This is a genomic window from Roseomonas genomospecies 6 (assembly GCF_008365375.1).
Classification (GTDB): Bacteria; Pseudomonadota; Alphaproteobacteria; order Azospirillales; family Azospirillaceae; genus Azospirillum.
Genome location: NZ_QOKW01000011.1, coordinates 144,602 through 170,705 on the forward strand (window position 1 = coordinate 144,602; position 26,104 = coordinate 170,705).

Sequence of the window (26,104 nt, forward strand, 5' to 3'; positions counted from 1 at the left end):
CGGTCAGGCGCCGTGGTAGGCCAGAACGCCGTCGGGGCGCGTTTCGGTGCGCAGCTCGCCGCGCCCGACCATGTGGTTGAGGTGTGCCAGCGCCTCCCCGAAGGCGAAGCTCAACTGGTGGGTGTCCAACGCCCGGCGGAACAGCACCGGCACCAGTTCCTTGCAGCTCAACGGCTTGGCGCGGCAGGCCTCGGCGATCTGCGCGCAGCGGTCGGCGTGGTGGGCCTCCAGCGCGCGGGTGCGGTGGTCCAGCCCGTAGAAGGGCAGCCGGTGCCCGGACAGGACCAGCGCGTCCGCCGCCACCTCCTCCCGGATCGCGGCCAGGGAGGACAGATAGAGCGCCAGCGGGTCGGCCTTGGGCTGCATCGCCGAGACGCTGACGTTGGGAGAGATGCGCGCGATCACCTGATCGGCGGCCAGGAACAGCCGGTCGGCGGCGCAATAGAGCATCGCCTGCTCCGGCGAATGGCCGCCGCCGGTCAGGATGCGCCAGTCGCGCCCGCCCAGCCGCATGGTCTGGCCGGGGATCATCCGCTCGAAGCTGGGCGCCAGCCCGGTCGTTCGGTTCAGGTAGCTGAGCCCGCGCTTCAGCATTTGCTGGATCTCGTCGGGCGACAGGCCGCCGGCCTGGTAGAAGGCGTCCTGCGCCTCCAGCGTCTGGGGGTCGCGGCCCTGTTGCAGCAGCTTGGCGTAGAAATACTCGCTCTGCGTCATGTGCAGCGGCGGGGCGAAGCGCTCGTGCAGCCAGCCGGCCAGCCCGACATGGTCCGGGTGGAAATGGCTGACCACCAGCCGGACGATGGGTTTGCCGCCCAGCGGGCCGTGCAGCAGCCGGTCCCAGCAGGCGCGGCTGACGTCGTCGCCCAGCCCGGTGTCGAACAGCGCCCAGCCGTCCCCCTCCTCGAACAGGTAGAGGTTGACGTGGTCCAGCGCGTAGGGCAACGGCAGGCGCAGCCACAGCACACCCGGCGCCACTTCCCGGACCGTTCCATTGTCCGGCGGTTCGGAAAAGGGATGGCGGATGAGCTCTGCGTTGTCTTTCACCCTGATGACCCTCCTGCGGTGCGGTCCGGTGATCCGGTGTCTATTGGCTACATGTCTAATGGCTACCCGGTGGTTCGCATCCGGTCAACCATCCGTCACTAGAACATTCCGGTCATTGACGCGCTTCGGTCCGATCCCCATGGAGCGCCTCGCCCCGGGCGGGAGCGCGACGATTGAGCCGCGCCACGGTTATCCAATGGGCATTGCCAGAGGAGAATACCCGGATGACCACCGCAACCTTTCGGATCATCCGCCACGCCGACGGACCGATTTTCTTCGATGACCGGACCATCACGCTCGCGGAGGCGCAGATCATCATCAACGACGCCATCGCTCTTGGCGAGTTGGAGGTCGGGTCCTTCCTGCGCATCGACGACGACGAGCTTGTGATCGAGCGGGAGGCCACGGGGTAAGGCGGCGCCCCGCCCACCCCACGGCTTGCTCCGGAGCGTCAGCTCATCGCCACGAGGCTGGCGTTGCCGCCGGCCGCGGCGGTGTTGACGCTGGTGGACCGCTCGTTCAGCAGCAGGTCGAGGTCGTAGCCTTCGCCCCGCCCCGCCGCCAGCGCCTCGGCGGTCGCCGCCTGCACCAGCAGGATCGGGCCGGGCAGCTCCGCCACGCGGCGGTTGACCGCGGTCACGCGCTCGCGGTCGCCTTCCACCAGGACCGCGGCGAGCGGCCCCGCGTCGCGCCAATCCGCGATGGTCCGGACCCGCGCGGCCAGCGCCGCGGGAAGGCCGCGCAGCAGCTCGGCCAGCTCCGGCGGGGCGTCCACGGCGGCGCTGTTGCCGGTCGCCAGGACCGCGCCGAGCTGGAGCAGCAGCCCCGTCCGCGTCTGTGGCAGCAGCAGGACGCGGCCCCGCCCATGCAGCTCATACAGGTTGCGCTCGCCCACCGGGCCGTTCAGCTCCGCGCCGCCGCCGATGGCGCTGCGCGCCACATAGCCGGCGCAGCGCGACGCCTCCGCCGTGAAGCCCTTGGACCGCAGCCACTCGCAATAGGCAAGCCCCGCCGCGCGCTCCGCGTCCGGCCCGCGGAACTCCAGCCAGCCCTTGGGGCGGCGGCTGAGCAGGCGGGAGAGGTAGAGCGGGCCGCCCGCCTTGGGGCCGGTGCCGGACAGGCCGTGGCCGCCGAAGGGCTGCACCCCGACCACCGCGCCGATGGTGTTGCGGTTGACGTAGACGTTGCCCGCCCCGATCCGCCCGGTCACCCGCTCGATGGTGGCGTCGATGCGGGTGTGCAGGCCGAAGGTCAGGCCGTAGCCCGTCGCGTTGATGGCATCGACCAGAGTGTCCAGATCGTCGCGGTGGAAGCGGACGACGTGCAGGACCGGGCCGAAAACCTCCCGCTCAAGCTCATTGATGCCGCCGATCTCGATCACGGTCGGGGCGACGAAGGTGCCCTCCTCCGTCTCGGCGGGCAGCGGCAGGGAGTCCACCTTGCGGCCCTTGGCGCGCATCGCCTCGATGTGGCCGGCGATGGTGGCGCGGGCCTCCTCGCTGATGACCGGGCCAACATCGACCGCCAGCCGGTCGGGGTTGCCGATGCGCAGTTCCCGCATGGCGCCCTTCAGCATGGCGAGCGTGCGGTCGGCCACGTCCTCCTGAAGGCAGAGGATGCGCAGGGCGGAGCAGCGCTGCCCGGCGCTGTCGAAGGCCGACGCGATCACGTCGCCGACCACCTGCTCCGCCAGAGCGGAGCTGTCCACGATCATGGCGTTCTGGCCGCCGGTCTCCGCGATCAGCGGGATCGGCGCGCCATCCGGCAGCAGGCGCCCGGCCAACTGGCGCTGGATCAGCCGCGCCACCTCGGTGGAGCCGGTGAACATCACGCCGCGCACCGCCTCATGGCCGACCAGCGCCGCACCGACCTCCCCCGCGCCGGGAAGAAGCTGGAGCGCACCGGCGGGGATGCCCGCGGCGTGCAGGATGCGCACGGCCTCCGCCGCGATCAGCGGGGTTTCCTCCGCCGGCTTCGCCAGCACCGGATTGCCGGCGGTCAGCGCCGCGGCGATCTGGCCGGAGAAGATGGCGAGCGGGAAGTTCCACGGGCTGATGCAGACCACCGGCCCCAGCGGGCGGTGGGTGGCGTTGTCGAAGCGGTCGCGCGCCTGCGCCCCGTAATAGCGCAGGAAGTCGATGGCCTCCCGCACCTCGGCAATGGCGTTGGGCAGCGACTTGCCGGCCTCCCGCACGATCAGGCCGAGCAGGGTCGGCATCCGCTCCTGCATCGCGTCGGCGGCGCGGAACAGGCAGGCGGCGCGCTCCTCCGGCGGGGTGGCGGCCCAGGCGTCAGCCCCCGCGACGGCGTGGCCGAAGGCCTCCGCCACCAGGGCTTCGCTCGCCTCGGTCACCGTGCCCACCACGTCGCGGCGGTCGGCGGGGTTGCGCACCGGCTGGGCCTGCCCTCCCCGTTCGCCATCCGCCAGCAGCGGCGCGGCGGTCCAGGTCATTTCGGCGCTGGCCGACAGGGCGGCGGACAGGCGGGCAAGCTCCGTCTCGTCGGACAGGTCGATGCCGGCGGAGTTCGTCCGCTCCGGCGCGTAGAGGTTCCGCGGCAGGGCGATCAGCGCGTGCGGCGCCCCCAGCGGGGCGATGGCCCTGGCGACCGTCACCGGATCGGCGATCAACTCGTCCACCGGCACCGCCGGATCGGCGATGCGGTTGACGAAGGAGCTGTTGGCCCCGTTCTCCAGCAGGCGGCGCACCAGATAGGCCAGCAGCGTCTCGTGCGTGCCGACCGGCGCGTAGATGCGGCAGGGCCGTTTCAGCGGGCCGACGACCTCCTTGTAGAGCGGCTCGCCCATGCCGTGCAGGCACTGGAACTCGTACTTGCCGACCTGGAAATCACTGCCGGCCATCTCGTAGATGGTGGCGAGCGTCTGGGCGTTGTGGGTGGCGAACTGCGGGAACACCGCCTCCGGAGCGGCCAGCAGCTTGCGCGCGCAGGCGACGTAGGAGACGTCGGTGTAGACCTTGCGCGTGTAGACCGGGAAGTCGGGCAGCCCGTCGAGCTGGGCGCGCTTGATCTCACTGTCCCAATAGGCGCCCTTGACCAGCCGGATCATCAGCCGGTGCCCGCTGCGCCGCGCCAGATCGACCAGGAAGTCGATGACATACGGGCAGCGCTTGCCGTAGGCCTGGACGACGAAGCCGATGCCGTTCCAGCCCGCCAGATCCGGATCGAAGCAGAGCGATTCCATCAGGTCGAGCGACAGCTCCAGCCGGTCGGCCTCCTCCGCGTCGATGTTCAGGCCGATGTCGTAGCCCTTGGCAAGCAGCGCCAGGGCCTTCACGCGCGGCAGCAGCTCGTCCATCACCCGCTCGGCCTGGGCGCGGGAATAGCGCGGGTGGATCGCCGACAGCTTGATGGAGATGCCCGGCCCCTCATAGATGCCGCGCCCCGCCGACGCCTTGCCGATGGCGTGGATGGCGTTCTCGTAGTCGGCGTAGTAGCGGGCGGCGTCCTCCGCCGTCAGCGCCGCCTCGCCCAGCATGTCGTAGGAATAGCGGAAGCCCTCGGCCTCCATCGGGCGGGCGTTGGTCAGCGCCTCCTGGATGGTCTGGCCGGTGACGAACTGCTCGCCCATCATGCGCATGGCGAAATCGACGCCGCGCCGGATCAGCGGCTCACCGCCGCGCGCGATCAGGCGCGTCAGGGCGGAGGACAGCGCCTGCTCCCCGCCCGCCGAGGTCAGCTTGCCGGTGATGAGCAGGCCCCAGGTGGCGGCGTTGACGAACATCGAGCCGCCCTTGCCCAGATGCGCCTGCCAGTCGCCCCCGGCGATCTTGTCGCGGATCAGCGCGTCGCGCGTGGCGTGGTCGGGGATGCGCAGAAGCGCCTCCGCCAGACACATCAGCGCCATGCCTTCCTGGCTGGACAGGCTGTATTCGTGGATCAGCCCTTCGACACCGCGCCCCCGCGGCTTGGCGCGCAGGGCGGTGATGAGCTTGCGGGCGGTGGCCGCAGCGGCGGTGACGATGCCGGGGGGAAGGGCCGCCTGTTCGAACAGGAAAGGCAGGCATTCCGGCTCGGGCCGGCGGTAGGCGGCGGTGATCGCCGCGCGCAGGTCGGTCGCCGGGCGGATGGGCGGGGCAAAATCCGCGAAAGGCTTTGTTCCGCCGGAACGGGAGGCGGCGGACGGAGTGATGGTCGGGGTGTCGATCGGGCTGGTCATGCTGTTCATCGGTGTCGTCCGCTCGAATCCGCAGGCCGGGGGCGAGCCGGTCCCTGATGGTGAAAAGGGTGTGCTTCTCAGGCTCGCGGGCCGGTTCCGCCCAGTTCGGTGGCGCGCTGGGCGGCGGCGCGCAGGGTCGCGTTCAACAGAGTCTGGAGGTGGTCATCGGCCATCAGCTTGGAAAGGCCCGCCGCCGTGGTCCCGCCGGGTGAGGTCACGCCGGCCCGCAGTTCCGCCGCCGGCTGGCCGGTGGCGCCCATCAGCGCCCCCGCCCCCTCGACCGTGGCGCGGGCCAGCCGCTCCGACACGTCGGCGGGCAACCCCACCTCCACCCCGGCGCGGGTCAGGCACTCCACGAGGTAGAAGACATAGGCGGGGCCGGAGCCGGACAGCGCCGTGGCGGCGTCCACCAGCGCCTCGTCGGCCAGCCATTCCAGGCTTCCCACGGCGGTCAGCAGGGAAGCGGCGCGCTCCATCCGGTCCGCCGGGCAACCCGCCTCGGCCACCGCGACGGTGGCGCCGCGCCCGACCGCCGCCGGCAGGTTCGGCATCGCCCGCACCACGCTGCCCGACTTCGGGAACAGGCGGCGCAGGTCGGCCAGCGTCTTGCCGGCCATGATCGACAGCACCAGCGTGTGCGGCGCCAGCATCGCCTGCACGCCCGCCGCGGCGCTCTCCACCATCTGCGGCTTGACCGCGACCACGAGCACATCGACCGGAGCGCCGTCCGCCGGGTTCAGCCGGACGCCGGTCCGGGCGGCCAGTTCGGCCAACTCCGGCGCCGGGGCGGGGTCGGCCACCGAAATGGCGGAAGCCGGCACACCCTGCGCCAGCCAGCCGCGCAGCATGGCGCCGCCCATGCGCCCCGCGCCCAGAAGAAGGATCGTGCCGCCGCGCGGCGCCGATCCGGCATTCTCCGCAACAACAGGATTAATGTCGAAGGTCACGGTGTCTCTCACCCGATCCAATTCGTCTCCGCAAGGCCGCACCGTCTGCATTGTTTTGCTTGTTCCGGTGCGGCATCCGCAGACTATCGCGGAGCCTTCCGTGCCTCCATGGTTGTTTTCGCTATTCCACCGCGATATCAACGGACAAAGGCTTCATGAGGCGTGAAAATGACGGACCTTGACCGGACCGACCGGCGCATCCTGGCGATCTTGCAAATGGACGGGCGGATTTCCGCCGTGGATCTGGCGGAGCGGGTCGGCCTGTCCCCCACCTCCGCGGGCGAGCGGATGCGGCGGTTGCTGAAGGACGGCTATGTGACGGGGTTCTCGGCGCGGCTCGATCCGCACCGGCTGGGATTCGGGCTGATGGTGTTCGTCGAGGTGTTGCTCGACAAGACGACGCCCGACGTGTTCGACCGCTTCGCCCAAGCCATCCGCCACGCGCCGGAGGTCCTGGAGTGCCACATGGTGGCCGGCGGGTTCGATTATCTGGTGAAGACGCGGGTGGCCGACATGGCGGCCTACCGGCGCTTTCTGGGGGATGTGCTGCTGTCGCTGCCCGGTGTCCGGGAAACGCGCACCTACGCGGTGATGGAGGAGGTCAAGAACGACGGCCCCCTCCCCCTCTGAAACAAACCGTCGCCCTCGATGCCCGATCAGGCCACCCGGACGGGAAGCGCCGGTTGGCGCGCCGGGATGACGGTGCGGACGAGGGCGTGCAGGGTGGCGATTCCCAGCACCGACAGTGTCGTCACAAAGCCGGTCAGCAGAAGCCCCAGCACCAGAAAGACCAGCATGTCCATATCACGCCTCCTTGCAAGACATGGCGGGAGGCTACGCCCGGACCGGCTCCGGTGGTTTGACCCGGGTCAATGGATGGCCTGATTCCGCAGCCATACCCTTTTTTGTCTTCGGCATCCCGGCGGTTGCATCCGGAATCGCTCCGCCACCGGGGCGTGGCGGCCTCACTGTGGCCCGATTATCACGCATTTGAGATTTATTATCCTAAAATCGTCCCATTTAAGGCCACAACGAAGCGGCTAGTCTGAAGTGGTAAGCCAAAAGGCGAAAGCGCTAACCGAAAGGAAGGGGACGCACCGACCGCGTGCCTGCCCCGCCGGCCACCAACCGCGGTGGCGTCCCCATAAGGAAGAGAGTGCAGACCATGGACGATCTGGGTATCGACCTTCACCACCAGGATCTGACCGACCACACCAACTACGCCGGCGACCTCGGTGCCGATACGTCGCATCTGACGATCGGCGAGACCGCCGTGTCCACCGCCGATTCCTTCGCGACGCCGACCTCCCTCCTCCAGGCGCAGGCCCTCCAGACCGCCGTGCAGCCGCTGGCCCTGGCCGATGCCGCCGCCACCGCCGACAACGCCACGAAGATCGTCATCAATGCCGCCGGCAACGTGGCGGGTGGCGTCGCCCCGCACTTCAAGCTGCTGGTGGACGGCAAGGTGATCGGCGAGGGCTCCGCCGGTGCCGACGCCAAGGACTTCACCTTCAACGCCAACGTGACGGCGGATCAGGCCCACAAGATCCAGATCCAGTACGACAACGACGGCTTCGCGAACGGTCAGGACCGCAACCTGATCGTCAACAAGATCACCATCAACGGCCATGCGCTCGACGCGGCCGACCCGTCCGTGACCTACGACAAGGGCGCGCTGGACGGCAAGGATGTGGTGAAGGGCCAGTCCGGCATGTGGTGGAACGGCACGCTGGTCGTCGCCGCGCCGAAGGAGTTCTTCCCCGCCGCCACCGCCGAAGCGGTGACGGGCGCCACGAAGATCGTCGTCAACGCGACCGGCAACGTGGCGGGCGGCGTCGCCCCGCACTTCAAGCTGCTGGTGGACGGCAAGGTGATCGGCGAAGGCTCCGCCGGCGCCACCGCGAAGGACTACAGCTTCTCCGCCGACATCGCCCCCGGTCAGGCCCACAAGGTCCAGATCCAGTACGACAACGACGGCTTCGCGAACGGCCAGGACCGCAACCTGATCGTCAACAAGATCACCATCAACGGCAACGCCGTCAATGCGACCGACGCCGCCGTCACCTATGACAAGGGCGCGCTGGACGGCAAGGACGTGGTGAAGGGCCAGTCTGGCATGTGGTGGAACGGCACGCTGGTCGTCGCCGCGCCGAAGGAGTTCTTCCCGTCCTCCACCACGACGCCGACCACGCCGACCACGCCGACCACGCCCACGGTCCCGACCACGCCGCCGGCTCCGCCCGCCCCGACGAACCCGGGCGGCACGTCCGACTATCCGGCGACCCCGGCCTCGCAGGTCTTCTACATCGACGCGACGCACGGCAACGACAGCAACTCCGGCAACAACCCGAACCAGGCCTGGAAGTCGCTGGCCAAGGTGAACGCCACCAACTTCGCCGCCGGTTCGCTGGTCCTGTTCGAGCGCGGCGAGACCTGGACCGACAGCCTGCTGGTCTCCACCTCCGGCACGTCGGACAAGCCGATCATCTACGGCGCCTACGGCACCGGCGCCGATCCGGTCATCAAGGCCAAGAGCGGCTCCAGCTTCGCCGTCAGCCTGAACAACAAGGACAACATCACGTTCGACAACCTGACCATGACGGGTTCGAGCGACACCGGCCTTCTGCTGAACGGCGGGGCCGAGAACGTGAAGGTCACCAACTCGCAGATCATCGACAACCGGGGCTCCGGCGTCGTCATCAGCGGGACCTCCAACAACCTGCGCATCGATCACTCCATGATCGACGGCAATGGCGCCTACGGCATCGTCCACTATGCGTCCAACAACGCCAACCAGTACTTCACCAACAACGTCATCAGCGACAACGGCTGGCGGACCGACGGTGTGTATTCCGGCTGGAACGGGCGCATCCTGAGCGGTGAAATCGCCGGCAACACGATCTTCAACAACGGCAGCGGTGGCGGTGACGGCCGGTCGCACGGGCTGTACCACGACCACAGCCAGGCCAACAGCACGCTGAAGATCCACGACAACGTGATCCACTCGAACCCGCGCGGCGCCGGCATCCTGGCGAAGTCGAGCACCGAGATCTACGACAACACGATCTACGGCAACTCGAACGTCGGCATCTCGATCGGCCAGAACCAGACCACCAGCGTCACCTACAAGATCTACGGCAACGAGATCTTCAACAACAACGGTGGCCTCATGGAGCATCTGAAGGGCAGCGGTTCGATCACGCTGAGCCTGTACGACAACACCTTCTACAACAACAACGGCCGCGCGGCGATCAACATCGCCGACAGCATCAAGCAGACGGTGACCAACAACACCATCTCCTCGGTGACCAAGGCCAACCCGATCGCGTAACGACGGGCCGCTTCGACCCTTTGGCAACGACCGCGCCCGGCCACTTGTGGCCGGGCGTCGGCGTTTCGGGACTTGGAGCCTCAATGATCGGAAGCAACAGCCGGTCAGGATCGCGCCAATCGCCGCATTTTCTTGTGCGCTGCACAAGAAGCTTCGCATCGCCGGAATGATAAGGTCGCTGTGCCGGTCGTATTCCCTAGCTTTTCATGGCGCCCAGCCGTTATTTCTTCACCGCACACGCGGCATCCCCCGCTTTCTCCAGACCAGACCAAAGTGGCAGGCGGCTTTCCCTTTAGGGCGCTGCGAAGGGGATATTTATCTTGCACTTTATGTAGGTTTACCAGCCTTCCGCCCTTTGATAGCGTCGGCAGACGTATTCCGTGCCTATGCTTGCATCGGCACCGACCGCTACGACGGCTGCGGGTGTCCCGGTCCAGGATGCGGACCGGACCGGGACCCGCGCGAAGCCGACACCGAAAGGGACGAAGCAGAACAAGAACGGCACTGAAAACGACGACAAGGACGGGACGGCCGGCGCCTCGATCGGCTCCGGACCGACGGCCACCAGGGAAGGAACGCCGAAACCGGTTCCGTGCGCGTGCCGCGGGGCCGCAGGCTCGGGGCGGCACGCACACGCCTCCATTCCCGGGGCCGGGCCTCCGCGCGCCGTCCGCGTCGCCACGCAAAGAGGGTGGAGACCAGGTATGAATCATTTGAGCGGACCGGGGGACGGTCGGGACACTCAATCGATCAGCGTTCTTATGGCCACCTATGCCGGCGAGAAGGCGGAAAACCTTCACGCCGCATTGGAGAGCGTCTACACGCAGACGCTTCTCCCGCGCGAGTGCGTGCTGGTGGTCGATGGGCGGATCGGGGAGGAGCAGGAGAAGGTCATCGCCCGCTTCCAGGCGTCCAACGCCTGCCGGCTGGTCGTGGTCCGGCGGCGCAACCAGGGGGGCTTGGCCCGCGCGCTGAACGACGGGCTGCAATACTGCACGGGCTATCTGGTGGCCCGCATGGACAGCGACGACATCTGCCTGCCCCACCGCTTCGAGACGCAGGCGCGGGCCTTCGCGGAGCAGGGGGCGCTGGACGCGCTGTTCTCCTGGCACGCGGAGTTCGAGCAGGACCCCGGCGCCATCACCTGCGTGAAGCGCAGCCCGGCGACCCACGAGGAAATCAGCCAGGGCATGAAATGGCACTGCGTCCTGTCGCACCCCACCATGATGGTGCGGCGGCGGGCGCTGAACGCCATCGGCGGCTACCGCTCCTGCTTCGGAAATCTGGAGGACTACGACCTGTATGTCCGCCTGCTCCAGGCCGGGGCGCGCATGGAGACGGTGCAGGAGGCGCTGCTGCTCTTCCGCACCAGCATGGCCCAGCGCGTCCGTCGCGGCGGGTTGCGCTACGCCGTCAACGAATGGGCCTTCCGGGTCTGGTGCTGGCGGTCGGGGTTCCTGACCAATTCGGAATTCCTGGCGACGGCCTCCCTCCAGATCGGCTTCCGGCTGACGCCGCCGGGCCTGAAGAAGATGCTGTACCGCATGGTCCGCACGCCGACCGAGGCGCAGGTCATGACCAGCATCCACACCGCCATGATGCAGCCCAAGCGCCTTGCCCCCGATGGGGCGGACGCCCTCTGACCCTCTGCCTGACCCTCTGCGGGAGGATTTGAATGAGCGTTGCGGACGTGATTTCCGGTGGCGGGTCGGGACGGCGGCTCCGGTGGATGGACGCGGTGCGCAATCCGCTGGGGGCCGCCTGCCGTCACGCCTACGGCAACCCGGTGCTGGCCGTCGTCTACCACGCCGTCTGCGACACGGTGCCGGACCATCTGAAGCACATCTACCGCCCCCGCACGCCGAAGGAATTCACGGAGGATCTGGATTTCCTTCTGAAGCACTTCGAGCCCACGGACCTGCCCACGGTCACCGGGGCCGCCATGGGCGGGCCGGAGATCCGCCGCCCGTCGCTGCTGGTCACCTTCGACGACGGCATGCGCGAGGTCGCGGAGGTGGCGATGCCCATCCTGCGCCGGAAGGGCATCCGCCCGGCGCTGTATCTGAACCTGAATTTCCTCGACAACAAGACGCTCTTCTACCGCCACAAGGCGAGCCTTCTGGCGGAACGGCTGCGCCGGCTGGCGGTGGCCGATCCGCGCCGCGCCATCTGCGCCGCGACTTTGGCGCGGGCCGGCGCCGTGGCCGCCGATCCGTCCGCGGGCGTCATGGCGGTGAGCTGGGACCGGCGCGCGGTGCTGGACGAGATCGCCACCGTCCTGGAGTTCGACACGGCCGATTTCCTGGCAACTCGGAAACCCTACCTGACCTGCGGAGAGATCGCGGAGCTGATGGCGGAGGGGGTGTCCATCGGCGCCCATGGGTTCGACCACCCCAACCACCGTCTTCTGACTCCGGAGCAGCGGAAGGAGGAGGTGACGGGCAGTGTGGCCGGCATCCGGGCGCTGTTCGGCGCCGGCTGCGGCTCCTTCGCCTTTCCCTATTCGGACGAGGGCCTGCCCGACGCGCTGTTCGGGGAGCTGTATGGCAGTGGCGTCGATGTCACCTTCGGCACCTCCTGGCCGCGGCGCGGGGGACCGCAGCGGCGGATTCAGCGCATCTGCTTCGAAAATGGCCCCGCGCCCGCCCGGCACCAACTGGTCAAGCGCCTGCTCCGCGGCGGCGCCGGCAACATGAAGCGCGCCCTGGCGGGGTAAGCGTTTCAGGCGCACCGAATGCTCCCTTGCCCAAGGAGGGCAAGGGAGCGTTTTCCGTTGGGCGTGTATTGTGGGCAACCCCGGCGGTACGATTCCAAAGAGAACCCCCGCACATCCCTTTGGAATGCCCCCTTATCGCAGCGTGATCGCTTAAGCGTGATCCCGTTTCCTTTCCCTTTATTTGGCTGCGACGTAACACAAAGTACAGGGATACGGGAACGCTTCGGTTTTTAGTATTCCGTTCCTCCGCCTGCCTAGGCCCCCGCAAGGAGATCGCGATGATCGAGCAAGCCACGCCGGCCAGCCCTGATCTTCTGGGTGGGGTCGCGGACATCCGCGCGGCGGACGCCGCGCCGAAGGCGGCGGGCCGCCTCGATCGCCCAGTGTTCGATCGCCCGGTGTTCGATCGCCCGGCGCTCGATCTCGGCCGGGCGGGCTGGGCCTTGCTGTGCACGGGCTGCGCCCTGGCGGCCTGGGGAGTGGCCTATGCGCTGATCCGCGCCGCCGTGTGAGACTGCGCCAAGAGCGAAAATCATGGATCATCTGCCCCCGCCTTCCCCCGCCTTCGAGCGGCCCGCGCCGCAGACGCCGACGCAGCCGCTGTTCGTCGCCACGCGCGGGACCGACGCCGACGCGCCGGTCTTCTACGTCGATGCCACGGACGGCGACGACCGCCGGTCGGGCCGCGGCCCGAAAGAGGCGTGGAAGTCGCTGGACAAGGTGAACGCCACAGTCTTCGCGCCGGGAACGCGCGTGCTGTTCGAGCGGGGGGAGAGCTGGCGCGGCAGCCTTCTGGCCTCCTCCTCCGGCACGGCGGACCGGCCCATCACCTACGGCGCCTACGGCACGGGCGACGCTCCGGTGATCGACGCGCGGGGCGCCTCGGTCGCGGTCGGCCTGAACGGGCGGACGAACGTCGCCTTCGACGGTCTGACCATCACCGGGGCGGCGGATACCGGCCTTCTGCTCGGCCCGCGGGCGCGGAACATCACGGTGACGAACGTGACCGTCGCGGGTAATAGCGGGTCCGGCATCGTCGTGCAGGGCACTTCCGACGGGCTGCGGATCGACGGGTCGGCCATCACCGGCAACGGCGCCTATGGGATCGTGCATTACGCCGCGGACAACACCGATCAGACCATCACGCGCAACACCATCGCCGACAACGGCTGGCGCAAGGACGGCGGGGTCTATTCCGGCTGGAACGGGCGCATCCTGACCGGAGTCATCGCCCACAACCGGGTTTTCAACAACGGCATCAACGGCGGCGAGGGCCGGTCGCACGGTCTCTACCACGACCAGGGGCAGGCGGGCAGCGCGCTGAAGATCCACGACAACCTGATCCACGACAACCCGCGCGGCGCCGGCATCCTGGCGAAGTCCAGCACGGAGATCTACCGCAACGTCATCTACCGCAACGCCGACGCGGGCATCTCGCTCGGCCAGAACCGCGGGATCGACGTGACCTACCGGGTCTACGAGAACGAGTTCTACGACAACAACGGCGGCGTCCTTCAGCACCAGAAGGGCGGCGGCTCGATCACGCTGGAATTGCGGGACAATCTCTTCCACCGCAACGGCAAGCGGGCCGCCATCATCATCGCCGACCGCATCGACAAAACCGATACCGGCAACCGGATCAGCAACGATGCCAAGACCGGAAGCCGGGCCGGAAACACCGCGATCCAACAGACAGGAGGACCCGTGCAGGAGGCGTCCGGGCGGCATCCGGAACCCATGCGCTGACCCCAACTCCGGTCCGCGGGCAAGCCGCGGGGCGGGCTTCGGTTCCGGCGCGTTCGAACAAGGGGGGGCATGTGAGCATCAGCAGCAGCACCGTCGGTCAGTCCATCGCCGACCGGCTGAAGAAAACCGTCTTCCGCTTCGAAGCCTCCGACACGGCGGAGCTTCGCGGATTCCAGCGGAAGATGTTCGGGGAGCGGGTCTGGCAGGTGGATGAATCCTACAACCGCTGGCTCTTCGACGAGGTTCCCGACCGGGACGCGGACGGGCCGCAGATCTGGGTCTGCAAGCGGCAGGGTCAGATCGTCGGCCAGCAATGCGGGATTCCCTTCCGTCTGAAGGCGGGGGAACGGGAGATCCCGGCCTCCTGGGCCAACAGCCTGATGGTCCTGCCGGAATGGCGGATGCGCGGCGCCTTCACGCCGCTGGCCGAGGCCCAACTCGACAGCCGTCCGCTGGCCATGGCCATCCATATTTCCGATTCCGCCTACAAGGCCTACACGAAGGCGGGCTGGATCGACATCGGCGCCCTGCCCGCCTACGTCTTCCCGCTCGACACCCGGCGCTGCCTGGAGGCGTCCTCGCTCCAGGGGCGCATGCGGACCATCGGGAGGATCGCCGGTCCGGCGCTGCATGGCGCCCGGGTCGCCGGCCATCTGCTGAGCCGGGCGACCGGCGCGCGGTTCGAGGAGATCGGGCGGTTCGACGGGCGGGCCGACGCGATTTGGCGCCGCGCCTCCTCCCACTACCCTCTGATCGCCTTGCGCGACCTGACGCACCTGCGCTGGCGCTACGACGCGATTCCCTGCGCCTCGGCCTATCGCCGGTTCATGCTCACGCGCGGCGGCGAGCCGCTGGGCTATGTGGTCCTGCGCCGCGAGACCTGGCGCAAGGAGCCCTGCCTCGCCGTCGTGGATTACCTGTGCGAGCCGAAGTGGCTGTGGGTCCTGCTGAGCCACACGCTGCGCATCGCGGCGGCGGAGCGCGCGACCGCCCTCATCTGCCGCACGCTGAACGCGCGGGCGGAGCGGACCTTCCTCGCCATGGGCATGATGAAGGTGCCCGACCGCGTTGGCTTCCCGGTGCGGGTGATGGCGCATCCCGCGCCGGACGCCGGCGTTGACCGGGCGCAGTTCGCCGACCGCCGCAATTGGCTGCTGACCATGGGCGACGGCGACGCCAGCTTCCTGATGCACAACACGCTGCCCGAATCCGCCGGGCTGCAACCGGAAGGAGTCGCCGTCCAGGGGTGACCGGGATGCGAAGGGGCTGTCCGGCCACCGAAGCGCCGGCTTGGTTCCTTTCGTCTATTCTTCCCGTGGTTACTCAGAAGGGGTTGGCAAAGCATCATTCGGGATGGTCATCCCGAAAGTCTCACAAGAAAGTGCACGCGCTCCACTGACGGTAGTTCGGCCTTTTACGACGTTTACGGCTTCCACTTTTTCTATCACGATTGCTGGGTGCTTACACAAATAAGCCTAACGTATTCGGTGAGAGGAAACGCCGATCGATCAGCACTATGAAAAGCAAAAGCCAAGGCCCGATGTCAGAACCGGACCTTGGCTTCGGTTTTGTGCCGGTACATCTGGTCTCTGTCATACAGCACGTAGAATAGTGAAACCTTTACGAGCAAGTGAGTCGGGAAAGGAGACGTCTTATGTCGAGCAATGAGATTGCCGACCTGTTGGTGAGCGGGGGTTCGGTCGGCACGTCCGGCATTCCGGAGGCCCTGGCGGCGCTGGAGGCGAAGATCGCGGCGGGGACCGCGAGCGTCGGCGTCATCGGCCTGGGCTACGTCGGCCTGCCTTTGGCGCGGCTGTTCGCGCGGGCCGGTTTCTCGGTGACGGGCTTCGACATCGACCCGGAGAAGGTCGCCAGCCTCAACGGCGGCACCTCCTACATCGGCACCGTCTCGACGGACGAGGTCCGCGGGATGCTCGACGAGGGGCGCTTCACGGCCACGGCGAATTTCCAGACGCTGGCGGACATGGACGCCATCGTCATCTGCGTGCCGACGCCGCTGACGCGCAACCGCGAACCGGACATGAGCTGCATTGAGGTCACCACCCGGCAGATCGCCCAGGTGCTGCGCCCTGGCCAGCTCATCGTCCTGGAATCGACCACCTACCCCGGCACGACGCGCGAGGTGGTGCGCCCGATCCTGGAGAAGACCGGCCTCAACAGCGGCACGGACTTTCTGCTGGCCTTCTCGCCGGAGCGTGAGGACCCCGGCAACGAGACATTCACCACCGCCCGCATCCCGAAGATCGTCGGCGGCGAGGACCCCAACGCGCTGCGCATCGCCTGCGCGATGTACGGGCGCGCGCTGGAGCGCGTGATCCCCGTCTCCTCGCTGGAGGCGGCGGAAGCGGTGAAGCTGACCGAGAACATCTTCCGCTGCGTCAACATCGCGCTCGTCAACGAGCTTAAGGTCGTCTACGACGCGATGGGTATCGACGTGTGGGAGGTCATCGAGGGCGCCAAGACGAAGCCCTTCGGCTACATGCCCTTCTACCCCGGCCCCGGCCTGGGCGGTCACTGCATCCCCATCGATCCCTTCTACCTGACCTGGAAGGCCCGCGAGTTCGACGTCGCCACCCGCTTCATCGAGCTGGCCGGCGAGATCAACACCCGCATGCCGCATTACGTGGTCGAGCGGCTGTCCCAGGCCATGGACACCAAGCTGGGCCGCGCGCTGCGCGGGTCGCGCATCCTCATCCTCGGCGTCGCCTACAAGAAGAACATCGAGGACATGCGCGAAAGCCCGGCGCTGAAGATCATCGATCTTCTCCAGGACCGCGGCTGCGAGGTCTCCTACTACGACCCGCACGTCCCGGAGCTTCCGGAAACGCGCCGTCTGGCCCGCATGGCCGGCACCCCGTCGGTCGCGCTGGAGGACATCCGCGAGGGCGCCTTCGACGCGGCGATCCTGTGCACCGACCACGACTCCTTCGACCTGAAGACCCTGCTGGACGGGCTGCCGCTGGTGGTCGACACCCGCAACGCCTTCGGCAAGGCCGGCATCGTGGATGACAAGATCGTCAAGGGCTGATCGCCGGACCGGACCCTTTCCGACCAATCCTCAGGAGAATGGGATGGCCGCGTACACTCACGTAGACGGAGCCCTGGGGTCCGAAGCCAGCACGCGGGAGGTCGCGCTCCGCGACCTCCTCCAGGTGCTGCGCCGGCGCCGGAGCACGATCATCGCCAGCGTCCTGTGCTGCACGGCTCTGGCCACCACCGGTGCCCTGCTCTTCGAGCCGCGGTTCACCAGCCAGGCCGTGCTCATCATCGACCCGCGCACGACCGCGGTCACGGACATCGACGCCGTGATCTCCAACCTGCCGCGCGAGGCGGCGGCAATCCGAACCGAAATCGACATGATCACCTCCAGCGCCACCGCCGCCAAGGTGGTGGACCGTCTGGGGCTGGTCCACGATCCGGATTTCAACGGCGCCATCGAGCGGCCTTCGGCCATCGACCGGGCGGTTGCCGGGATCAACGACACCTTCGGCTACGACCTGTCGCCGCTGCATCAGCAGATCACCGGCTACCTGACTTCCGCCGGGATCGGCGTGAAGGAGCCGACGACGCCGGACAAGGAGCGCGCCGCCGTCATCGCGGAGGTCCGCCGCGGCCTGTCCGCGACCAGCGACGCGCAGTCCTACACCATCGTCGTCTCCTTCAAGGCGAAGGAGGCGGAGAAGGCGGCGCGCATCGCCAACGCCTTCGTGGACGAGTACCTGCTCGACCAGTTGAACACCAAGCAGGAGGTCACCCAGCAGGCCAACAAGTGGCTGGAGGACCGCATCAACGAACTGCGCGCCCAGGTCGAGGTGTCGGACAAGGCGGTGCAGGACTATCGCGCGCAGCAGGGCCTCGTGCTCGGCGGGGCCGGCGGCGAAACCTTCCTGTCGCAGCAGTTGGCCGAACTGAACCGCGCCCTGGTCGTCGCCCAGACGGAACGGGGCCGGGCCGAGGCGCGGGCGCAGAACGCGCGGCTCGTCGCCCGCAGCCCGACCGAGGGCAACGCGGCGGAGGTCCTGGGGTCGCCGCTGATCCAGCGGCTGGGCGAGGAGGAGTCGGCCATCGCGCGGCGGCTGGCCGAATACCGCACCCGCTACGGCGACCAGCACCCGGCGGTGCAGGCCTACGTCACGCAGCTCACCAACCTGCGCCAGAAGCTTCGTGACGAAGCCACGAAGATCATGGCGGTCATCAACAACGAGGTCGAGATCGCCCGCGCCCGCGAGCGCGAGCTTGAGGCCCAGTTGAAGAAGCTGACCGCGGAGACCGCGGGCGAGCTGGGCGCCAACGTCCGTCTGGCCCAGTTGCAGCGCGAGGCCGACGCCAACCGCCGCGTCTATGAGGGTCTGCTCCAGCGGCTCGTCGAGACGCGGGAACAGGGCGACCTTCAGCAGCGCGACGCCCGCGTCGTGTCCAAGGCGGAACCGCCGCTGGAGCCGTCCACGCCGGGCAAGAAGCTGTTCGTCGGCGGCGGTCTGGCCGTGGGCCTGCTGATCGGCATGTTCCTGGCCTTCCTGCGCGACCATCTGAACAAGACCTTCCGCAACACCCAGCATGTCGAGGAGACGATCGGTGTGCCGGCCATCGGGCTGGTGCCGTCCCTGCCGCATCACAGGAACGCCAAGCCGGAGGATTACGTCCTCGACCGCCCGCGCTCGGAATACAGCGAGGCGGTGCGCGCCATCGGCGTGTCGCTCTACGCCCGCGGCGCCCTGAACACCGGCAGCGTGGTGATGGTCACCTCCGCGGTTCCGGGCGAGGGCAAGACCACCGTCTGCCTGACCCTGGCGCGCATGCTGGCCGCCTCGGGACGGCGGGTGCTTCTGCTGGAATGCGACCTGCGCTGCCCGCGCATCGGGAACGTGCTGGGCGACAACGCGCCGGGCGACCTGAGCGACCTGATCGTCGGCAAGGCGGAGTGGAACGACGTGGTCCAGGTGGACGGGCGCACGGGACTGCACTACGTCGTCGGCCGCCCGCACTGCGACCACCCGCAGGAGCTTCTGGGGTCGGAGAAGCTGGCGAGCATCATCAAGTTCGCCTCGCTCGAATACGACTGCGTCATCCTCGACACCCCGCCGATGGCGGTCGTGGCGGACGCGGGCGTGCTGACCCGGTCGGCGACGGAATGCCTGTTCGTGGTGCGCTGGGAACAGACGCCGCGCGCCGTCGTCCAGCGGGCCATCGACCGGCTGACCGAGCTGGGCCGCGACGTGACCAGCGTCGTGCTGAGCCGGGTGGACCTGAAGAAGCTGGCCCGCACCGACGCGTCGGAAGAGGCCTACGGCATGAACGAGGCGCGTCGCTACTACACGCGCTGACCGGCAAATCCCCTCTCCCCTCCGGGGAGAGGGTTAGGGTGAGGGGGTTGCGCTTTTGCCGGACGTACCGCCACGCACATCCCCCTCACCCTCCCCACCGCTGACGCGGTGGGTCCCCTCCCTCTCCCCAGAGGGGCGAGGGGATAAAGGGTTCATCGGGGGAACAGGATGAGTGCAACGCCATTTCCGCGAAACCGAGCCGCGCTCGCGGCGGCGCCCGACGCGGACGCGCCGCCCGCCCGGCCACGGACGCCGCTCTTGCGCAGCGCGGCCGATCTCACGCCCAGCCTGTTCGATCAGGTGGTGTGCGCCATCGGCCTGATCCTGCTGTGGGACGCGCTGCTGTCGGTGCTGATGTCGGCACCCTCGCAGCGTTTCATCCTGCGCGCGGGCGGTGCGCCGGAATCCTCCGGCGACACCATCAAGCAGCTCATCTTCGCCGGCCTCTACGCCACCGCCCTGCTGCGGATCGTCATGCTGCACGGTGTCCGGGCCTTCCGCTATCTCAGCATTCCCATGGCGCTCATGGTCGTGCTGGCCCTGGCGTCCAGCCAATGGTCGCATGATCCGTCGCTGACCATCCGCCGCAGCGTCGCGCTGATCGGCACCACCATCTTCGGCCTGTATGTCGGCCTGTCCTACGGCGAGGTGGCTCTGGCCCGGCTGATCCATCGGGCGGTCTTCGTGCTGGCGGTGCTGAGCGCGCTGCTTGCGGTCGGCCTGCCGAGCTACGGCCTGATGCCGGCGGAACAGGGATCGCAATGGCGCGGCGTCTTCTCCCACAAGAACGGGTTGGGCGACGCCATGGCCTTCGGGCTGACCGCCGGTCTGTTCGTTCTGCGCTCCCGCCCGGTGACCGACACCATGGCGATGGTCTGGCGGCTCGGCACCTTCGCCATCATGGCCGGCTGTCTCGCCATGTCCGGCTCCGCCACGGCGCTGATCGTCGCCACGGCCGGCATGACGCTGGTCATGCTGGTCACCCACCGGCAGGACGCCGGGTCGCTGGCGCTGGAACTGTACGGCGGCACCATGGTCATCATGCTGGCCGCCATCTTCGCGATCCTGAATCTGGAGAGCATCGTCGCCCTGCTGGGCCGCGACATCACGCTGACCGGGCGCACGCTGATCTGGGAGTTCGCCTTCCGGATGATCGAGCAGCAGCCGGTGCTGGGCTATGGCTTCAGCGCCTTCTGGTCGGGTCTGGACGCGCCGGGCGCCCTGTTCTGGCGCACGTCGGGCCGCTTCGACATTCACGCCCACAACGGCTTCATCCAGACGACGCTGGACGTCGGCCTTCTCGGCATCGGCCTCTTCCTGGTGGCCTATGTGATCTACCTGTCGCGGATCGCGCGGATCGTGCCGGTGGACCGCAGCGGCGCGGCGCGCTGGCACATCGTCTTCGCCATGATGCTGTTGCTGGCCAACATCGCGGAAAGCAGTCTTCTCGTGCAGAACGGCCTCCTCTGGTTCCTCTTCACCGCCTTCCAGACGCGGCTGGCCAAGACCGTGCACGCCCACGCCCTGACCCCGCGCCCGGCGCCGGGACGGCGTCCCAGGCTGCAGAACGGCATTCCGGTGGCGGAGCCGCGGTCATGATGTCGAGCGGCTTCGCCTTCTTCGCGACCCGGATCGCCGTGGGCATCCTGGGCTTCGCGGCGGTCGCGGTCTTCTCGCGCATCGTCACGCCGGAGGCCTACGGCCATTACGCGCTGGTGATGGCGGCGGCGGCGGCGATCAACGCCTGCGGCTTCTCCTGGATGGGCCTGTTCGTCCTGCGCAAATGCGGCGGCGACGCGGCGGAGCGGGACGCTTGGCTGTCCACCGTGGTCACCGCCTTCCTGGTGGTGGCCTGCGGCGTCCTCGCCATCCTGGGCGCCGTGGCGGCCTTCTACCCCGGCGTGAGCGGCACGGGCTACCTGCTCTATCTGCCGGTCATCGCGATCCTGATCTCCTGGTTCGACCTGTCGATCCAGATGTCGCGGGCGCGGCTGAAAGGCTCCGTCTTCGCGGCGAAGTCCTTCGCCAAGGCGCTGTTCGGGCTGGCGCTCGGCTCCGCCTTCGTGCTGATCGGCTGGACCCAGGAAGGGCTTCTGCTCGGCACCAGCATCGGCTTCCTGCTGGTCACCGCGATCTGGCTGCGTTCCGACCTGAAGGGCATCTCGCTGCGCTGGCCGGCGCGGGAACGGATCGGGCTTCTGCTGACCTTCGGCGGGCCGCTGATGCTGAGCCTGATGGTCGGCTGGGCGCTCGATTTCGCGGACCGCTTCCTGATCTACTGGTTCATCGGCGAAGCGGCGGCGGGCGCCTACGCCATGGCCTACGATCTCGCCAAGCAGCCGATCATCCTGGTGGCGTCGGCGGCCTCGCTGGTCACGCTGCCGATGGCGTCGCGCGCCTATGACGACGCCGGTCCGCGGGCGGCGCGCCCCATCATGGCGCAGAACCTGACGATCCTGCTGCTGGTCTGCCTGCCCCTGGTGCTGATGGAGGTTCTCTCCGCCCAGGGCATCGTCGGGCTGCTGCTGGGCGAAGCGTACCGCGACACCGGTGCGGCGATCATGCCCATCGTCGCCCTCTCGGTCTTCATCAGCATCCTGCGCATCTACCACTTCGACCTGTCGCTGCACCTGACGAAGAAGACCGGTTACATCCTGAAGCTGACCATGCTGACGGCGGTGCTGAACATCGGCGCCAACCTGTATCTGATCCCCCGCTTCGGGGTGATCGGGGCGGCCTACGGGTCGCTGGCGGCACAACTCGGCTGGGTGGTGGCCGCGGCCATCCTGATGCCGCGCGCCGGCGTCCTGGCCGTGCCGGTGAAGGATCTTCTGAAGGTGACCACCGCCGCCCTGCTCTTCGCCGCCGGATTGAAGATCGCGGCGATGGAAAGCGACCTGCTGCTCGTCCAGCTCGCCCCGGCGGGCAGCCTCTATCTTCTGGCCCTGGCCGTGCTCAACCCCGCCAACCTGATGGGTCAGGTGCGGATCGGGCTAGCCCGGCTGAAACGCACCCGATCCCCGGCATGAACACCATGTAAAGGCGTGAGGAAGGAACAGGCACCATGTCGAAAAAGCTGGTGGTTTGCGTGTGCACCTACCGCAGGCCGAAGGATCTTCACCGCACCTTGCTGTCGCTGGAGGGGCTGACCTTCAACCCCGACGCCCCGCTGGATGTCGAGGTGCTGGTGGTGGACAACGACCCGGCGCGCTCCGCCGAGCCGCTGTGCCGGGAGATGGCGCAGGACTGGCGCTTTCCCATCCGCTACGCGGCGGAGCCGGTGCCGGGAATCCCCGCCGCCCGCAACCGCTGCTTGGACGAGACGGCGGACGCCGACCTGATCGCCTTCATCGACGACGACGAGGTGGCGAGTCCCGGCTGGCTGGACTGGCTGGTCACCGCGATGGAGCGCACCGGCGCCGCCGTGGTCGCCGGGCCGGTCCTGCCGATCTACGAGAAGCGCCCGCCGGACTGGCTGACCAAGGGCCGCTTCCACGATCTGCAACGCATGCCCACGGGCAGCGAGCCGGCCTACTGCGCCACCGGCAACGTGCTGTTCCGCCGCTCCATCCTGAAGGGCGGCGTGCGCTTCGACCCGGAGCTGAGCCTGTCCGGCGGCAGCGACGTTCTGTTCTTCGAGCAGATCCGGCGCCAGGGCCACCGCATCGTCTGGTGCGACGAGGCGACCATCGAGGAGCATGTGCCGGCCAGCCGCATGACCGCGCGCTGGGTGCTGCGCCGCGCCTTCCGCCTGGGCACCTGCGTGTCGCTGACCGAGGCCAAGCTGAACGGCCAGCGCCGCACGCTGGTGAAGCGCTCCACGCTGGGCCTCGCGCACATCGCCTTGAACCTCGCCGCCCTGCCCCTGGTGCCGATGGCGATGGCCTTCGACCGGAGCTGGCCGATCCGCCGGCTTCAGAAGATCTGCGTGGGCAGCGGCTATCTCTACGGCCTGATGGGCTTCCAATATCTGGAGTACAAGCGATGAAGGACGTTGAGGCGAAGGGTGCGCAGGCGAAGGGGGGGACGGCGGAAGCTCCGCCCGTCACCGTCAGCGCGGTCATCCCGACGCGCAACCGCCCGCATCTGGTCCTGAAGGCCGTGGAGAGCGTGCGCGCCCAGACCATCGCGGACCTGGAGATCGTCGTCGTCGTGGACGGGCCGGACCCCGCCACGGTCGCCGCACTGGAGGCGGTGGAGGACCGCCGCCTGCGCATCGTGCAGAATCCGGCGTCGCTCGGCCCTGCCGGCGCGCGCAACGCCGGGGTGCAGGCGGCGCTGGGCGAGTGGATCGCCTTTCTGGACGACGACGATTCCTGGGCGCCGGAAAAGCTGGAACGGCAGCTCGCCGCCGCCAAGGCGTCCGGCGCCAGGCTGCCCGTCGTCTCGTGCAGCACCAGCGTCAGCATCGGGGAGCGCCGCTACGTCTGGCCGCAACGCCGGCCCGAGCCGGGCGAGCCGATCAGCGATTACCTGATCGACCGCCGCAGCCCGCTGTCGCGTCCCGGCTATCTCGCCACCCCGACGATCATGGTGCCGCGCTCGCTGGCGCTGGCCGTTCCGATGCCGGACTACCGCCATTTCGAGGATTGGGGCTGGCTGTTCCGGGCGCTGGACCAGCCGGGGGCGGAACTGGTCTTCGTGGACGAGCCGCTGTGCAACGTGGAGATCGACGAGGGGCGCGCCTCGCTGCATTCGGTGGACGACTGGCGCCAAGCCTTCGAATGGGCGCGCACCCATCGTCCGTTGATGACCGGCAACGCCTACGCGGCCTTCCTGATGACCAAGGTGGTCGGCATGGCCCGCCGCGAGGGCGACTGGAACGCCGTCCGCCGCCTGCTGGCCGAGGCGACGCGGGCGGGCGACCCGAAGATGCGGCACTATCTGATGTTCTTCGGGACCTGCGTGGTGCCGCCGTCCTTTCACCGCGCGGTGCGCGCGGCGACCCATTCGGACGCGGCGACGGCGTGAGGTGCGGGCGTCGCGGAGTCTTGCCCCCCTCCCGACCTCCTCCCCTGCAAAGCGGGGGAGGTTTAGGGAGGGGGCAAGACTTCGCACCCCCTCCCCTCTTCACATCACCACCGCCAGCAACAGCGGCAGCGTCAGGAACGACAGCGCCGTCGACCCCAGCACCATTCCCGCGACCTCCTGCGGGGCGTTGTTGTAGCGCAGAGCCCAAAGGTAGTTGAACACCGCCACCGGCATGGTGCTTTCCAGCAGCACGACCCCGCGCATCGTGCCCTCCAGGTCCAGAACCTCCACAACCGCCAGACCGGCGGCGAAGCCCAGCAGCAGGCGCAGCGCCGACATCGCCAGCGACCGCAGCATCCCCTCCATGCGCAGGCCCGCCAGCGCCACCCCCAGCGAGAACAGCATCAGCGGCACCGCGCAGTTGCCGAGCAGCGTGGTGGTGTTGGTCACCCATTGCGGCGGCTGGAAGCCGGTCGTCAGGACCAGCACGGCCAGCGCCACCGCGTAGATCACCGGGGTGCGCAGAACCTGCTTGGCGTCCGTGCGGCCCGCCGCCAGGGCCGGACCTATGGTGAACTGAAGGACGGCCAGCGTCGCGAAGAACAGAACCGCCAGCCCCAGCCCGGTTTCCCCGAAGGCGAACAGGCAGACGGGAATGCCCATGTTGCCGCCGTTCGGGAAGCTGAGCGCCGGCAGATAGACGCGCAGAGGCAGCCGGCAGGCCAGCAGGATCGGGGTGGCCATCAGCCCGGCCAGCGCCATGCTGCCGACCGAGGCCAGCGCCATGGTCAGCAGATCGTCACCCCCCAGCGTCAGCCGCGCCAGCGAGGAGAAGACCAGACAGGGGGTGGAGACGTTGATCGCGAAGGTGGTGATGAAGGCGCTGTCGTAGGGCAGCTTGGCGCGGCTCCAGCCGAAACCGAGCGCCGCGATCAGGAACACCGGCACGACGACCGCGGCGATGTTGGACAGGGGGGCGAGCAGATCCATCGTCAGCGCGCGGCCTCTCTGGCGGCGTGGAGCCAGCCCAGCCCGTCCTCCGTCCGGGCGCGGGGGCGGTACTCGCAGCCGATGAAACCGCGGTAGCCGGTGCCGGCCAGAACCTCGAACAGGTAGGGGTAATGGACCTCGCCCTGGTCGGGCTCATGGCGGTCGGGCACGCCGGCGATCTGCACATGGGCCGTCAGGTCGGCGTTGGCCCGGATGCGCGTGGCGAGGTCGCCCTCGCTGATCTGGCAATGGTAGAGATCGAGCTGAAGCTTCAGGTTCGGCGCCCCCACCTCTTCGATCACCCGGCGGGCCAGCGTGGTGCCGTTCATCAGATAGCCGGGCATGTCGCGGTTGTTGATCGGTTCGACCAGCAGGGTCAACCCGGCCTCCGCGCAGGCCGCCGCGGCGTGGCGCAGATTGTCCGCATAGAGCGCCAGCGCGGCCTCCCGCTCCATCCCTGCCGGCGGGATGCCGGACATGCAATGAAGCAGACGGTTGCCCAGCACCGTCGCGTAGGCGATGGCGGTCGCCACCCCGTCCCGGAACTCCGCCTCGCGGCCCGGCAGGCACGCGGTGCCGCGCTCCCCCGCCGCCCAATCGCCGGGGGGCAGGTTGAACAGCGCCTGGGTCAGGCCGTGCGTTTCCAGTGCCGCCCTGATCCGCTCCGCCGGAACCTCGTAGGGGAACAGGAACTCCACCGCGTCGAAACCGGCCGCCGCCGCCGCCCCGAACCGCTCCAGAAAGGGCCGCTCGGTGAACATCATGGACAGGTTGGCGGCGAACCTCATCGTGTCCGCCTCGTGGACTTCTCGAGCATGTCTTCCTCCCGTCTGGGCC

General features: G+C 68.5%; 20 protein-coding genes. 14 read left to right on the plus strand and 6 right to left on the minus strand.

The window, feature by feature from the left end; translation table 11 throughout:
* Window positions 1-3 precede the first annotated feature (3 nt).
* On the minus strand, window positions 4-1,044 hold the full coding sequence (locus DS843_RS15725) for an MBL fold metallo-hydrolase (RefSeq protein ID WP_149469834.1): 1,041 nt from the start codon (window positions 1,042-1,044) through the stop codon (window positions 4-6).
* Between the two features lie 224 nt (window positions 1,045-1,268).
* Between DS843_RS15725 and DS843_RS15730 the strand changes: the two genes are divergently transcribed.
* The gene (locus DS843_RS15730) at window positions 1,269-1,457 is read left to right on the plus strand and encodes a hypothetical protein (RefSeq protein ID WP_149469835.1); all 189 of its coding nucleotides are present in this window, start codon (window positions 1,269-1,271) and stop codon (window positions 1,455-1,457) included.
* Window positions 1,458-1,495: 38 nt separating this feature from the next.
* Here DS843_RS15730 and putA read toward each other — a convergent pair whose 3' ends face one another.
* Together putA and proC are read right to left on the minus strand one after the other, a co-directional pair.
* Window positions 1,496-5,230: a trifunctional transcriptional regulator/proline dehydrogenase/L-glutamate gamma-semialdehyde dehydrogenase gene (gene putA, locus DS843_RS15735; protein WP_149469836.1), complete on the minus strand. Its 3,735-nt coding sequence runs from the start codon at window positions 5,228-5,230 to the stop codon at window positions 1,496-1,498.
* 68 nt (window positions 5,231-5,298) lie between these two features.
* Window positions 5,299-6,168: a pyrroline-5-carboxylate reductase gene (gene proC, locus DS843_RS15740; RefSeq protein ID WP_286192126.1), complete on the minus strand. Its 870-nt coding sequence runs from the start codon at window positions 6,166-6,168 to the stop codon at window positions 5,299-5,301.
* A gap of 168 nt (window positions 6,169-6,336) precedes the next feature.
* Between proC and DS843_RS15745 the strand changes: the two genes are divergently transcribed.
* On the plus strand, window positions 6,337-6,798 hold the full coding sequence (locus tag DS843_RS15745; RefSeq protein WP_149469837.1) for an Lrp/AsnC ligand binding domain-containing protein: 462 nt from the start codon (window positions 6,337-6,339) through the stop codon (window positions 6,796-6,798).
* A 26-nt stretch (window positions 6,799-6,824) separates the two neighbouring features.
* Here the strand turns inward: DS843_RS15745 and DS843_RS31225 are convergent, their stop codons facing one another.
* Window positions 6,825-6,971 carry a hypothetical protein gene (locus DS843_RS31225; RefSeq protein WP_167525321.1) on the minus strand — a complete coding sequence of 49 codons (147 nt, stop codon included), beginning with the start codon at window positions 6,969-6,971 and terminating at the stop codon, window positions 6,825-6,827.
* A gap of 362 nt (window positions 6,972-7,333) precedes the next feature.
* Between DS843_RS31225 and DS843_RS15750 the strand changes: the two genes are divergently transcribed.
* The 12 genes from DS843_RS15750 (at window position 7,334) to DS843_RS15805 (ending at window position 24,277) form a co-directional block, all read left to right on the plus strand.
* A complete protein-coding gene (locus DS843_RS15750; protein ID WP_149469838.1) occupies window positions 7,334-9,499 on the plus strand; it encodes a carbohydrate-binding domain-containing protein in 2,166 nt (721 codons plus the stop codon).
* 761 nt (window positions 9,500-10,260) lie between these two features.
* Window positions 10,261-11,142: a glycosyltransferase gene (locus DS843_RS15755; protein WP_149469839.1), complete on the plus strand. Its 882-nt coding sequence runs from the start codon at window positions 10,261-10,263 to the stop codon at window positions 11,140-11,142.
* Window positions 11,143-11,174: 32 nt separating this feature from the next.
* Window positions 11,175-12,215, plus strand: coding sequence for a polysaccharide deacetylase family protein (locus DS843_RS15760; RefSeq protein ID WP_149469840.1), 1,041 nt, complete (start codon window positions 11,175-11,177; stop codon window positions 12,213-12,215).
* 278 nt (window positions 12,216-12,493) lie between these two features.
* On the plus strand, window positions 12,494-12,727 hold the full coding sequence (locus DS843_RS15765; protein ID WP_149469841.1) for a hypothetical protein: 234 nt from the start codon (window positions 12,494-12,496) through the stop codon (window positions 12,725-12,727).
* 22 nt (window positions 12,728-12,749) lie between these two features.
* Window positions 12,750-13,961: a right-handed parallel beta-helix repeat-containing protein gene (locus DS843_RS15770; protein ID WP_149469842.1), complete on the plus strand. Its 1,212-nt coding sequence runs from the start codon at window positions 12,750-12,752 to the stop codon at window positions 13,959-13,961.
* Between the two features lie 71 nt (window positions 13,962-14,032).
* Window positions 14,033-15,211 carry a GNAT family N-acetyltransferase gene (locus DS843_RS15775; RefSeq protein ID WP_149469843.1) on the plus strand — a complete coding sequence of 393 codons (1,179 nt, stop codon included), beginning with the start codon at window positions 14,033-14,035 and terminating at the stop codon, window positions 15,209-15,211.
* Window positions 15,212-15,615: 404 nt separating this feature from the next.
* Window positions 15,616-17,010 (plus strand): nucleotide sugar dehydrogenase, encoded by a 1,395-nt coding sequence (locus DS843_RS15780; RefSeq protein ID WP_149469844.1) that lies wholly within the window; start codon window positions 15,616-15,618, stop codon window positions 17,008-17,010.
* 43 nt (window positions 17,011-17,053) lie between these two features.
* Window positions 17,054-19,306 carry a GumC family protein gene (locus tag DS843_RS15785; protein ID WP_149469845.1) on the plus strand — a complete coding sequence of 751 codons (2,253 nt, stop codon included), beginning with the start codon at window positions 17,054-17,056 and terminating at the stop codon, window positions 19,304-19,306.
* Window positions 19,307-19,564: 258 nt separating this feature from the next.
* Window positions 19,565-20,905, plus strand: coding sequence for an O-antigen ligase family protein (locus tag DS843_RS15790; RefSeq protein WP_286192127.1), 1,341 nt, complete (start codon window positions 19,565-19,567; stop codon window positions 20,903-20,905).
* Window positions 20,902-22,335, plus strand: coding sequence for a lipopolysaccharide biosynthesis protein (locus tag DS843_RS15795; RefSeq protein WP_149469847.1), 1,434 nt, complete (start codon window positions 20,902-20,904; stop codon window positions 22,333-22,335). The genes DS843_RS15790 and DS843_RS15795 overlap by 4 nt, the downstream gene beginning before the upstream one ends.
* A gap of 35 nt (window positions 22,336-22,370) precedes the next feature.
* Window positions 22,371-23,294 (plus strand): glycosyltransferase family 2 protein, encoded by a 924-nt coding sequence (locus DS843_RS15800; RefSeq protein WP_149469848.1) that lies wholly within the window; start codon window positions 22,371-22,373, stop codon window positions 23,292-23,294.
* Entirely contained in the window at window positions 23,291-24,277 is a 987-nt protein-coding gene (locus DS843_RS15805; RefSeq protein ID WP_149469849.1) for a glycosyltransferase family 2 protein, read from the plus strand. The genes DS843_RS15800 and DS843_RS15805 overlap by 4 nt, the downstream gene beginning before the upstream one ends.
* 99 nt (window positions 24,278-24,376) lie before the next feature.
* Here DS843_RS15805 and DS843_RS15810 read toward each other — a convergent pair whose 3' ends face one another.
* Together DS843_RS15810 and otnI are read right to left on the minus strand one after the other, a co-directional pair.
* On the minus strand, window positions 24,377-25,267 hold the full coding sequence (locus tag DS843_RS15810; protein ID WP_149469850.1) for an AEC family transporter: 891 nt from the start codon (window positions 25,265-25,267) through the stop codon (window positions 24,377-24,379).
* A gap of 2 nt (window positions 25,268-25,269) precedes the next feature.
* Window positions 25,270-26,055, minus strand: coding sequence for a 2-oxo-tetronate isomerase (gene otnI / locus DS843_RS15815; RefSeq protein ID WP_149469851.1), 786 nt, complete (start codon window positions 26,053-26,055; stop codon window positions 25,270-25,272).
* Window positions 26,056-26,104 lie beyond the last annotated feature (49 nt).